Annotated in this window: 13 protein-coding genes and 1 tRNA gene; 3 read left to right on the forward strand and 11 right to left on the reverse strand. The window is 54.4% G+C overall.

Annotated elements, in window-relative coordinates; translation table 11 throughout:
* From leuC to ffh, 6 genes are read right to left on the reverse strand one after another with little or no spacing between them, the layout of a single operon-like run.
* Nucleotides 1–1,443, reverse strand: coding sequence for a 3-isopropylmalate dehydratase large subunit (gene leuC / locus AL01_RS02975; protein WP_077395742.1), 1,443 nt, complete (start codon nt 1,441–1,443; stop codon nt 1–3).
* Nucleotides 1,444–1,474: 31 nt separating this feature from the next.
* Nucleotides 1,475–1,852, reverse strand: a complete 378-nt coding sequence (gene rplS, locus AL01_RS02980; RefSeq protein WP_077395743.1) for a 50S ribosomal protein L19 — start codon at nt 1,850–1,852, stop codon at nt 1,475–1,477.
* Nucleotides 1,853–1,874: 22 nt separating this feature from the next.
* The gene (trmD, locus tag AL01_RS02985; protein WP_077395744.1) at nt 1,875–2,579 is read right to left on the reverse strand and encodes a tRNA (guanosine(37)-N1)-methyltransferase TrmD; all 705 of its coding nucleotides are present in this window, start codon (nt 2,577–2,579) and stop codon (nt 1,875–1,877) included.
* A complete protein-coding gene (rimM, locus tag AL01_RS02990; RefSeq protein WP_077395745.1) occupies nt 2,576–3,118 on the reverse strand; it encodes a ribosome maturation factor RimM in 543 nt (180 codons plus the stop codon). Before rimM ends, trmD begins: the two co-directional genes overlap by 4 nt.
* Nucleotides 3,119–3,143: 25 nt before the next feature.
* On the reverse strand, nt 3,144–3,497 hold the full coding sequence (gene rpsP, locus AL01_RS02995; RefSeq protein WP_077395746.1) for a 30S ribosomal protein S16: 354 nt from the start codon (nt 3,495–3,497) through the stop codon (nt 3,144–3,146).
* Nucleotides 3,498–3,551: 54 nt separating this feature from the next.
* Complete coding sequence (ffh, locus tag AL01_RS03000; protein ID WP_077395747.1) at nt 3,552–4,973, reverse strand: signal recognition particle protein; 1,422 nt, start codon at nt 4,971–4,973, stop codon at nt 3,552–3,554.
* A 213-nt stretch (nt 4,974–5,186) separates the two neighbouring features.
* On the opposite strand from ffh, the gene AL01_RS03005 reads away from it, so the two are divergent.
* The 3 genes from AL01_RS03005 to AL01_RS03015 all read left to right on the forward strand — a co-directional run bounded on the left by AL01_RS03005 (nt 5,187) and on the right by AL01_RS03015 (nt 7,650).
* Nucleotides 5,187–5,954, forward strand: a complete 768-nt coding sequence (locus tag AL01_RS03005; RefSeq protein WP_077395748.1) for an NAD(P)H-dependent oxidoreductase — start codon at nt 5,187–5,189, stop codon at nt 5,952–5,954.
* A 61-nt stretch (nt 5,955–6,015) separates the two neighbouring features.
* Complete coding sequence (locus AL01_RS03010; protein ID WP_077395749.1) at nt 6,016–7,341, forward strand: DUF2130 domain-containing protein; 1,326 nt, start codon at nt 6,016–6,018, stop codon at nt 7,339–7,341.
* A 219-nt stretch (nt 7,342–7,560) separates the two neighbouring features.
* Nucleotides 7,561–7,650 (forward strand) — tRNA-Ser (locus AL01_RS03015).
* A 166-nt stretch (nt 7,651–7,816) separates the two neighbouring features.
* On the opposite strand, the gene AL01_RS03020 is transcribed toward AL01_RS03015, so the two are convergent.
* The 5 genes from AL01_RS03020 to AL01_RS03040 all read right to left on the reverse strand — a co-directional run bounded on the left by AL01_RS03020 (nt 7,817) and on the right by AL01_RS03040 (nt 11,470).
* Entirely contained in the window at nt 7,817–8,041 is a 225-nt protein-coding gene (locus AL01_RS03020) for an antitoxin MazE family protein (RefSeq protein ID WP_077395750.1), read from the reverse strand.
* Between the two features lie 726 nt (nt 8,042–8,767).
* On the reverse strand, nt 8,768–10,093 hold the full coding sequence (locus AL01_RS03025) for a virulence-associated E family protein (protein WP_077395751.1): 1,326 nt from the start codon (nt 10,091–10,093) through the stop codon (nt 8,768–8,770).
* Nucleotides 10,093–10,707, reverse strand: a complete 615-nt coding sequence (locus AL01_RS03030; RefSeq protein WP_158075924.1) for a toprim domain-containing protein — start codon at nt 10,705–10,707, stop codon at nt 10,093–10,095. The genes AL01_RS03025 and AL01_RS03030 overlap by 1 nt, the downstream gene beginning before the upstream one ends.
* A gap of 85 nt (nt 10,708–10,792) precedes the next feature.
* A complete protein-coding gene (locus AL01_RS03035) occupies nt 10,793–11,137 on the reverse strand; it encodes a hypothetical protein (RefSeq protein ID WP_077395754.1) in 345 nt (114 codons plus the stop codon).
* A gap of 126 nt (nt 11,138–11,263) precedes the next feature.
* The gene (locus tag AL01_RS03040) at nt 11,264–11,470 is read right to left on the reverse strand and encodes a helix-turn-helix domain-containing protein (RefSeq protein ID WP_077395756.1); all 207 of its coding nucleotides are present in this window, start codon (nt 11,468–11,470) and stop codon (nt 11,264–11,266) included.
* Nucleotides 11,471–11,638: the final 168 nt, after the last annotated feature.

Genomic DNA, 11,638 nt, shown 5'->3' on the forward strand with positions numbered 1-11,638 from the left:
TCAGGCGGCTCCTTCTGCCATTGTCGGTTCCAGCAGGTCCCGTGCATCGCACAGTGTCCCCGTCACGGCGGCAGCGGCGGCCATAGTGGGGGAACAGAGATGGGTACGGCCATCCGGCCCCTGCCGTCCCTCAAAGTTACGATTGGATGTAGAGGCTGAACGCTGCCCGGCACTCAGCTTGTCGGGATTCATACCCAGACACATGGAACAACCAGCCTCACGCCATTCAAACCCGGCATCACGGAAAATCTTGTCCAGCCCCTCCTGCTCCGCAGCATAGCGAACAAGGCCAGACCCCGGCACAACCATAGCCCGCACACCTTCTGCCACCTTGCGGCCTTTCAGCACAGCTGCAGCAGCCCGGAGGTCCTCAATACGACTGTTCGTGCAGGAACCAATAAAGACAACATCAACCGGAGTACCAGCAATTTTCTGCCCAGCTTCCAGCCCCATATAAGCCAACGTGCGGCGGATGCGCTCAGCCTTGGCGGGGTCTGCAAAATCCTCGGGGCGGGGCACGGTGCCGGTAATGGGCAACACATCCTCAGGGCTGGTGCCCCATGTCACAGATGGGCTGATCTCGGCGGCATCCAGCACCACTTCTTCATCAAAATGGGCACCTTCATCCGTAGCCAGCGTCTTCCAATACGCAACGGCCTGCTCGAAAGCCTCACCCTGCGGTGCAAAGGGACGGCCTTTGACGTAATTGAAGGTTGTCTCATCCGGGGCCACCATGCCCGCACGGGCACCGGCTTCGATGGACATGTTACAAAGCGTCATGCGCCCGGCCATATCCAGCTTACGGATAGCTGAACCGGCGAACTCAATCACATGGCCCGTTCCACCAGCCGTACCAATACGGCCAATGATGCTGAGCATAATATCCTTTGCGGTCACGCCCGGAGCAACATCACCCTCCACCCGCACACGCATGTTCTTGCTGCGCTTCTGAAGTAGGGTCTGAGTGGCCAGCACATGCTCCACTTCGGACGTACCGATACCGAACGCCAAAGAGCCGAAAGCCCCGTGCGTGGACGTATGGCTATCACCGCAGACGATTGTCATGCCCGGCAGGGAAACGCCCTGCTCTGGCCCAACAACATGCACGATGCCCTGCTGGCGGGAACGCAATGGGAAATAAGGAACGCCGAACTCCTTGACGTTCGCTTCCAGCGTTTCAATCTGGAGGCGGCTCTGCGGGTCTTCTACCGGCTGGGAGCGATCAGAAGTCGGGACATTGTGGTCTGCCACGGCCATCGTGGCATCAGGACGCCGTACAGGGCGACCAGCAGCCCGCAGACTTTCAAAAGCCTGCGGACTGGTCACCTCATGAAGGAGGTGGCGGTCGATGTAGAGAAGGCTCGTTCCGTCCTCAAGGGTTTTCACCACATGATCGTCCCAGATCTTGTCATACAAAGTTCTAGGGGTAACCGGATTCTGCATTCTCTCTCATCTCCTTATGAGAGCTGAAAAATCAGCCCTCCTTCTTGATATCGCGCGGACGCTCGGCAATACGAGCGGACTTACCAGAGCGGCCACGGAGGTAGTATAGCTTCGCACGACGAACCTTACCACGGCGAACAACCGTAATATCAGCAATTGCCGGGGAGAAAAGCGGGAAAACACGCTCCACACCCTCGCCGTTGGACACCTTACGCACCGTGAAGCTGCTGCCCAGACCGCGGTTTGAGCGGGCAATCACGACACCTTCGAAGACCTGTACACGTTCACGTGTACCTTCAACAACGCGCACGCCGACACGCACAGTGTCACCAGCGGCGAATTCAGGAACGCTACGAATAGCGGAAAGACGCTCCATTTCGCGCGCCTCATACTGCTGAATGATGTTCATGCTTCAAACTCCTGAAAAAAACTCAACTCTGTTGCTGCTGCTCGTAGACGGCCCAGAGGTCCGGGCGGCGTGTACGGGTTACAGCGATGGATTTCTCATCTCGCCAACGGGCGATTTCCCCATGATTGCCAGAAAGCAGGACGGGCGGAACATCCCTCCCCTCCCATGTGGCAGGCCGTGTGTATTGGGGATATTCCAGCAGACCAGCAGAGAAGCTTTCCTCCTCGCCGCTCAAAGCGGACCCCATAACACCCGGCAGAAGCCTCACACAGCCATCAAGAAGTGCCAGTGCCGGTATTTCTCCCCCAGAAAGGACGAAATCACCCATGCAGACCTGTTCGATCGCATGTTTCTCCAGTACCCGCTCATCGACTCCTTCAAACCGCCCACAGAGAATGACAACGCCTTCTCCCTGAACGTAGCGTGCAATATCCTTCTGCTCTAGACGATGGCCCCGTGGTGTCGGATAGATCACCGGGCGTCCATCATCCGCCTGCCTTACGCTGGTCAGGGCATCATCCAGCACATCCGGCCGCATGACCATCCCCGCACCCCCACCGAATGGGGCATCATCCAGAGCCTTATGAACGCCCCGCCCAAATGGACGGAGGTCGTGCGTTCTGCAGGCCCACAGATTCCGCTCCAAGGCACGCCCCGCAAGAGAGCAGCCCAACGGGCCGGGGAACATCTCCGGAAAGAGGGTCAGGATATCAGCCTGCCATGTCATGACCGGACTTCCACCTCACCAGTCAGATCCCCTTCTACTTCCACCGCTTCCGGCGGAACGACCACGAGGCGTTTTGCCTTCATGTCCACTTCTGGCACGCAAGCCATAGTGAAAGGAATCAACTGCCCTGCTTCCAGCTCCAGACTAGTGCCAGCCCCATAATCATGGACACTAACAACACGCCCCACAGTTTCCCCAGAAGCAAGAACAGCCTCCATACCGATTAGATCGATATGATAGAACTCATCCTCTTCTACTTCCGGCAGAGCCTCACGAGGCACATAGAGCTTGCGGTTCACCAGCTTTTCTGCCGCTGTCCGGTCTGGCAAAGGCTGGCCGTCCTGTCCCAGAACGGCAGCAATGCCCGGTGCCTTCCAGCGTATTTGCCACACAGCGCCCGTCTCATCATAAAGGCGCCCGAGTTCTTCAAGCGTCTCAGGATGTTCTGTTGCCGGGTGTAGGCGCACAAGACCCCGCACGCCGTGCGGACGGCCTATCGTGGCGACCAAAACATCCGACTGTGAAGGACGGTGTGACAAGAAGAAATCTCCCGCTTAGACCTGATTAGGCCTCGGCTTCTTTAGCAGCTTCAGCGGCCTTAGCTGCACGCTCCTGAGCCTTCTTCTTCGGAGCGGACTTCTTGGGCTGCTCACGGAAAGCCGGCTTCGGTGCCAGACCAGCATGGCCGAGGAAACGAGCGACACGGTCGGTTGCCTGTGCGCCCTTCTCCAGCCAGTGCTTGATGCGCTCGTCATTCAGGCGCACGCGGTCAGCGTGGTCGGACGGCAGCATCGGGTTGTAGGCACCCACCTTCTCAACAAAGCGACCATCGCGCGGGCTGCGGCTGTCAGCAACCACGATGTGGTAGTACGGACGCTTCTTCGCACCTGCGCGGGACAGACGGATCTTCAGGCTCATAATAACTCCTGCATCATCAGAACATTACAAAAAGACAGACAGCCAAGAGGACACTCAGCCAAAAGGTGGACGTCCTCCCGGACCTCCCATCCCCTTGAACATATCGCCCAGACCACCGGCACCCCCCATGCCACGCATCAGACCAGTCAGACCGCCCATCTTATTGAGACGCTTCATCATGGTGGACATCTCACTGAACTGCTTCAGCAGCCGGTTGACTTCCGGAACGCTCGTACCAGACCCAAGAGCGATGCGCTTCTTGCGTGACGCCTTGATGATCTCCGGTGTGCTGCGCTCCTGTGCAGTCATGGAGGAAATGATCGCCTTGTGACGGTTGAAAATGGACGTATCCAGATCTTTCCCCGCCAGCTTATCCTTCAGCTTACCCATACCCGGCAGCATACCTAGAATGCCGGAAATAGAGCCAAGGCGATTGATCTGATTGATCTGCGAGACATAGTCATTCAGATCAAACTTACCGGCGAGCATCCGCTTGGCAACACGCTCACCTTCTTCCTGATCGAGCTGCTCGGACGCTTTTTCTACCAGCCCGGCGACATCGCCCAGCCCCAGAATACGCCCAGCAACACGCTCGGGATGAAACTCTTCGAGAGCATCCATCTTTTCACCGGAGCCGGTGAACTTAATGGGTTCTCCCGTTACAGCCTTCATGGAGAGGGCGGCACCACCACGGGCATCACCATCCATGCGGCTCATGATGACACCAGTCAGGCCGATCTGGTCCTTAAAGGACTGTGCGGTATTGACGGCATCCTGACCTGTCATGGCATCGACAACCAGCAGTGTCTCTACCGGCTTCGCCACATCACGGACCTGACGGACTTCATCCATCAGGGCCTCATCAATAGCCAGACGCCCTGCGGTATCCAGAATAACGATGTCGAAGCCTTCACGACGCCCTGCATCCAACGCACGGCGGGCGATGTCGACAGGCCCCTGCCCCTGTTCGATCGGCAAGGACGCAACCAGCCCGTTCGTGCGTCCGCCTACCTGCTCGGCAATCTGCTGAAGCTGAAGCTGGGCGGCCGGACGCTGCACGTCCAAGCTGGCGAGCAACACCTTCTTCCGCTCACGGCTGGCAAGACGGAGGGCCAACTTACCGGCGGTCGTGGTCTTACCTGCACCCTGAAGGCCGACCAGAAGATAAGGAATAGGAGCCGGAGCCGACAGATTCAGCGGTACCGCACCAGCACCCCCCAGAGCCTCAATCAGCGCATCGTTAACGATCTTCGCCACGGCCTGACCGGGAGAGACGCCATCCAGCACCTCACCACCGACAGCACGCTCCTTCACCTTACTGACAAAGCTGCGTACCACGGGCAGAGCCACGTCGGCCTCCAGCATGGCCAGACGGACCTCGCGCATGGCCTCGGTAACGTCACCCTCCGAAAGCCTTTCCCCACGGGAGAGACCTTCGAAAACTTTCGACATTCTACCAGAGAGCTGCTCGAACACGGGCTATCCTTAATTCCATGACAAACGCGCCACTGCGCGAACCCTCGCGGAGTGACGTGTCCGTAAACTTCCTACGCCTTTACGGCCTCCACCGCCCCCCGTCAAGAAGATTGTAAGAACACAGGCCCTGCTCCAGAGCCGTTGCCTCCCCCTATATGGGAGCGTAGCCTACCGAGAGACAATTTCCCCGCATCAAGCAGAAAGGTCTGTACCGTGAATGTCCTTCTCGTCCTTGCCCATCCTGAACGCCACTCCCTCAATAGGGCCCTGGTGGATATCGCCACCCGTGAACTAACCTCCCTTGGTCATGAAGTTCAGCTGTCCGATCTATACCGCATGGGCTGGAAGGCCACCGTTGATCAGGCTGATTTTCCTCATAGTGCGACCGACCCACTGAATGTCGCAACCGCTTCCGCACAAGCCTATGGAGCGGGACAGCTAACAGAGGATGTGAAGGCAGAGCAGGAAAAACTTCGTTGGGCCGATACCGTCATCTTCCAGTTTCCTCTTTGGTGGTTTTCGGCCCCGGCTATCCTAAAAGGTTGGATTGAGCGTGTCTTCTCTGCCGGGTTTGCCTACGGCACAGGCAAAAGCTATGGCGATGGCTGCATGAAGGGCAAACGGGCCATGCTGAGCGTAACGATTGGCGGTACAGAGCATGACTACTCCGCCCGAGGCATCTGTGGCCCCATTGAAGACCTCCTCTTCCCCCTCACACACGGAACACTCTTCTACACTGGCTTTGCCACCCTGCCCTCTTTCCTCGTGTACAGTGCCGACCGGCTGGAAGAACGTGGCGAAGGTTTTTCAGACCTTGTGGACCGCTACCGGGAGCGTCTTGCCACGCTGGAGACAACAGCCCCCATTCCATTCCGTTCAGCAGCTAGTGGCGATTACGCCCCCAAAACGAGAGAGCTGCGCCCCGGCTTGGAGACCCCGAATACGGACGGATTCAAACTACATCTGAAAACGACTTCATAAATCCGCTTACCCTTCCCCAGAGCCATTCCTCCCTTCTCGTTTCTTCTTGAAAGGCACCATCATGACCACACACGACATCACCTGCCCTCACTGCCACAAAACATTCTCACTAGATAATGCGGGCTATGCCGATATCGCCAAACAGGTGCGGGACAAGGAATTCTTCAAGCAACTGCATGAAAAGTTAGAAGCGGCAGCGCAGGAAGAACGACTTGCCGCAGAAAAGGCCAGATTCATTCAAGAGCAGGAAATGAATCGAACCCTTCATGAACGTGATACTGAAATACAAACTCTGAAGAGCCAGCTTGAACGACACGAGTCTGACCGTCAGGCAGCCGCCCGCCTCGCCGAAGCTGAAGGAAAGGCACAGCTACAGGAGGCCTTACAGGCCAAAGAGCGGGACATTCAGGCTTTACAGGCAAAACTCTCCGCCAATGCCGTAGAAAATGAGCTGGCCATCACAAAAGCAGTTGATGCCGTACAAAAAGAACGTGATGCCCTGCAAAGCACTCTCAAAGAAGCCGAACTGAGAAACAGCATCGCCGCCAACCAGCTGAAAGAGCGTTACGAACTCCAACTAAAGGACCGTGATGACCACATCGAACGGCTAAAAGACATGAAGGCTCGCCTCTCTACCAAGATGGTTGGTGAAACGCTGGAACAACATTGCGAGGTGGAGTTCAACCGCACGAGGGCTATGGCTTTCCCACGGGCTTATTTCGAGAAGGACAATGACGCCCGCTCCGGCAGCAAGGGTGATTATATCTTTCGGGATACAGACGAAAGCGGAACGGAAATCATCTCCATCATGTTCGAGATGAAGAACGAGAATGACAGCACCGCTACCAAAAAGAAAAATGAAGACTTTCTGAAGGAGCTGGACAAGGATCGTACGGAGAAAAAATGCGAATACGCCGTGCTCGTCTCTCTCCTAGAGCCTGAGAGTGAGCTGTATAATACAGGCATCGTGGACGTGTCCCACCGCTACCCGAAGATGTACGTCATCCGCCCGCAGTTCTTCCTTCAAATCATCTCCTTGCTCCGCAATGCGTCCACAAAGGCACTAGCTTATAAGCGGGAACTGGAACTAACACGCCAGCAAAATATCGATGTGACCAACTTCGAGGAAAAGCTAGAAACGTTCAAAAACGGCTTCTCCCGCAACTATGATCTCGCACACAAACAATTCAACGCGGCCGTTGAAGAGATAGATAAATCCATCTCCCACCTTCAGAAAATCAAGGATAACCTCCTGAAGTCAGATAACAACCTGCGCCTAGCCAACGACAAAGCGCAAGATGTCACGATCAAGCGGCTCACCCGGGGGAATGCGACGATGAAGGCGAAGTTTGAAGCCCTTGATGCGCCCGAGACTAAGAAACCATGAGGTAAACGTCGCCTCTACCGGTGGAACTGGAGATACTCTCCTGCCATAGCATGGTGTTAGAAAGGCCGCTCCATAACGGTGGCCTTTCTTCTTGCTCCCCACCCATAAGCACCAATCTCCTACTCCACCGCTTGACGCACCACCTCTGAATCAGTATCAGAAGCCATCCTTACTTTCCTTACGGTAAGGTCGCTGGTCTCAGCTTAGGGAACAGACAACGGATGGGTGTCCGAGCGGTTTAAGGAACTGGTCTTGAAAACCAGCGTGCGTGGAAGCGTACCGTGGGTTCGAATCCCACCCCATCCGCCATAAGTACCTCAAAAAATGGCAGTTTCCTGCGCCTTTTGGGGTAAACCTCTTTTCCAGTCCTTACTTTAGACCATACTTCATGCAAACGCATGACAGTTTCCGATTCTGTCCCTGAAACGTAACCGCCTCCCACATGTGAGAGCACCACGCGGGAAATGCCCTAGCCTCATTCCCAGCCCTCAATCTGGGCAGCGGCCAGCTTAGAGAAAGCCAGATCATCGCCCTGCTTTTCATCGCAAGCCCGTATCAACCGCGCTTGTCGCGATGCTTCGCGGGTGAAATCAGGACGCCTTGTATCAGGCACCCAAAGTTGAACAGGGCGCATACCGGCCCGCTTCATCACTTCCCGATGTTTGCGGACACGTTCATGACTTCTGGTTGTCGATGCCATAGCTTCCTCCCGTTACATGTAACAATAGAGGGGAAGGACCGCCTCTTACAAGGCCGTGAATCTATCCGCTTATCTGGACAGAATGGACACGTCCACACACGCGCAAGACCGGCCCGCCTTTTGATTGTTGATGATTTTTTATCAAGTGGCAGTGCCTGCATCCGACAAAACCAACAGGCTCATGCACGCTCTGAGATGGGGCATTTAAACAGTACACGCGCGCAAGGGCAGAACGCCGGGCATCACATACTTAAGTAAGCAGTACGTGCACATGCGCCTGCAATAAAAATAGTAAGACAGTCAAGACCTAAAATAGGATGGTTAGAGCCTTACAACGAGGAACCAAACTGAAACGTTACCAAAACGCCCTTAATATATCTTTATTTGAATCTAATTCAAAAAGGTTAGGCCAGTTGGACCATGCAGAAAAAAAGGCAGTTTTCTGCTGGCTGTAGCCCTGTCCCAACGTTGGGCCATAGTTGGGCCAACAATATGCAAATATTAAAATGTTAGACCAGTTAGGCCAATGTTAGGCCAGCTATAAGCCAGCTTTCTCTAAGGCTGTCCTAACTGGTCTAACCGGCCTAACCTTTTTAAGTAAAATATATAAAAAAATAATCAGTTACAGAAAGTTAATGTTGAGGCTGCCTGATAAATGCACAAAAAAAAGGACAGAACGAAGGATCGCCCTGCCCTTTAACGGCTTGGAAGATGTGATGCTATCTTTCAGCCCGTAACCATATGGTTGAATTGCCAGATATAGAAACGCCCGTTGCCTGTCCGTTGCCGCTGTTTCTCACCCCCTAAATCACGTAGGATATTAGAAACTCTCATTTCCATTGCACGGCTCATAGGCAACGATAGCGCTCTGATGATGCTGGCTACCGTAAAGCCCCCTTTACCGTCTGCATCGGGCAGGGTATCGCCCTTGATGAGGTTAATGACAGATTCTTCCAGAATGTCACTGACCATGCTTTCCCGTCTGATCCGTTCAATTTCTCCTTTCAGGTATGAGGGCTCACAAGTCTCAAAGGCGGGGTCATAGCAAAAAAGCTGGTAAGCCTCTGCCCAAAGCTGGTCCCTGTTTTCTGCCAGCCAGCCAAAGTCAAGGCAGTGTGAGCCTATATTGATAGGCATGAAGCGGCGGTTACCTGTTCCGTCTGTCAGAAACTCTTCCTCATTGGTCGTGCCAATAAAGACGCATCGGCGTGGATAAGTCTGCAATGTACGCCCATAGCTAGGACGATACTTATCTACCATAGCACTCAGAAAGGCTTTGATAGCCTCATTCTCTGAACGCCTTAGAGACGTTAATTCCGATAGCTCTACCCCCCAAACGCCTTGCAGTTCCTGCTTGGCGTCCTTGTCTGCCAGATTGGCGGGCAAGCCTTCTTTATTCCACTCTCCAAAGAGAATGGCAGAGAAAGTGCTTTTCCCGTTTCCCTGTCCGCCTATCAGAACGGGCAGCCAGTCGAACTTGTAGGGCTTATGCCCTGTAGCCAGAGCGCGGCCAATGGCTGCCACCATCCAGCGCCTGCCAATCTCTTGCAGGTAAGCTGTATTCTCCAAAGAGAAAGAACGCGCCCATAAGCTGGAAAGACGTTCTGTGCCATCCCACTGCAAGCCCTCCAGATAAGCCCTGATGGGGTTGTAGGTGTGATGGTTGGCACTCACCATCACAAGGGCTTCCAGCGTGTCCTTGTTAGCTTTCAGGCCAAAGCGGCGCATCCACGCACCGAGTAGCTGGACATGGTACTTTTCTAGCAGGATGGGAAAACTGCCCGCATGGGCAACGGGCAAAGAAACGGATGAGAGCTGTGGCAGCTCTTTGGTGATGACGTATTGCAGTGTCAGTTCATTAAAGCGAAAGACACCCTGTAAGTCTGGATGACGGTTTATGGTGTGCTCTAGGGCCTGTTCGTTTGTTAGCTCTTGATTGGCAACTTTACGCATGAGTTCTGCCATAAAGCTATCATCTGGAAGGTATCCAGCGCTTAGAGCCTCTTCGACTATGGCACCGGCCTGCACTAAATCATCAGGCAAATCAGCCATTATGCTGCCCTCCCTGTTACTTGTTTCTGTTCAAGGACTGGCAGGGCATCGGCAATATCCCACCCTTTAGGAAAATAATCAGGCCACCGGATGATCTGGACTGTCAGTGCCCCTGCCTGTCTGGCTAGCTCTGCCACGGTATGAGCATAGGTCTGCCCGGCGCTGTCATTGTCAGGGGCTATCAGTACCTCTCTGCCTGCCAGCGGTCTCCAGTCGCTTTTGTGTGCCCCTTCTGCCCCACCGGATGAGGTTGTCACAGCATAGCCCTGCCAGCTTTCCGCAAGAGCGGCTTTATTGGCGGCTTTCTCTCCCTCGACAACCAGAACAGGCGCCCCCGCTTTTCCAAGCAGGTCAGGGAGATTGTACAGCATCCGCGGCGGTGGCGGTGCCCGGAAATGCCAGCGTGGCAGGTCTTCCCCTTCTAGCTTGCCATAAGTCAGCCAGCCAAACTGCTTGCGGGCATTGGGGGGATCGTAGCGGAAGGTGGCAAAGCCTGTTAGGCCGTCACCATCATCATAACAATAAAACCCCGTAACAGGCGCCCGCTTATACGTCCTAGGATGCGGTATAGCTGCACTATGCTCTAAAGACACCGGAACGGGCGTAAAGTTCATAGACGGCTTTCTATGAGCGTCTAAGCAACTACCACCCACTAACGGGGGGCCGTGTTTTTCTTCATCAGTGAGTGGACGGAATATGTCAGTCATGACCTGACACCTCCATCCCCATCATCCGGGCAAGATTGCGTGCCCCTTCCAGCTTACTGCCTCCAGAGAGAGCGGCGGCTAGATCAATCAGATCACCTTTCCATCCTGTGGCAAAGTCTGCCCCAATACCCTTACGGATGTTGAACTTGAAGGAACCGACATGCCTGTCAGCCCGTAAGGGAGAAAGGGCTACATATTCGCCACTTTTGACATACCCGCCGGGCGCAAGCCGGGACAATATCGCTAGGGTATGAGCTGGCAGGGCAGTTCTTACCCCCTGAAACAGACCCTTATTTTTGTTTGCGCTAAGGCACGCTTGCCGTATATGCTTCCGCATAGGCACTTCCTTTTAAATCTTTGTGTGGGTGCCCATTTGCCGGAACAGTTATACCGCCAAGTAAATATCGTTTCGGCAAAATAGAGCAAGAGGCCGCTGCTGGTTGATTCTGGCAGCGGTTTCTTTTTATGACCTGTTATATTTTCCCCGTGTCTCCATCTTGGGGCAAGAGGCAAAGAAGTTCTTTGCATCCTCTAGGGAAATACGGGTCACACGGCCAATCTTGCGGGCCTCAATCTTCCCATCTGCAATCATGCGATACAGGGTAGCAGCGCTCACGCTGTACATTTCACAGAACTGCTTAGGGGAAAGATATGTAGGGAGTTGATGCATCAAGCCTTCTGCCTTTCTTGCTGTAAGTTGCAAAATGATTATTTCCCGCCCATCTCGAAAGTTCAAGGCTTGTTTTTAATCCCGTACTGTGTCTCGGAAGAATATGTGACATACAGTCACATGTGCAGGTGTGCACATAACCTGCACAGATCGCCTTTTGTAACATTT

The organism is Bombella intestini (assembly GCF_002003665.1).
GTDB classification, from domain to species: Bacteria; Pseudomonadota; Alphaproteobacteria; order Acetobacterales; family Acetobacteraceae; genus Bombella; species Bombella intestini.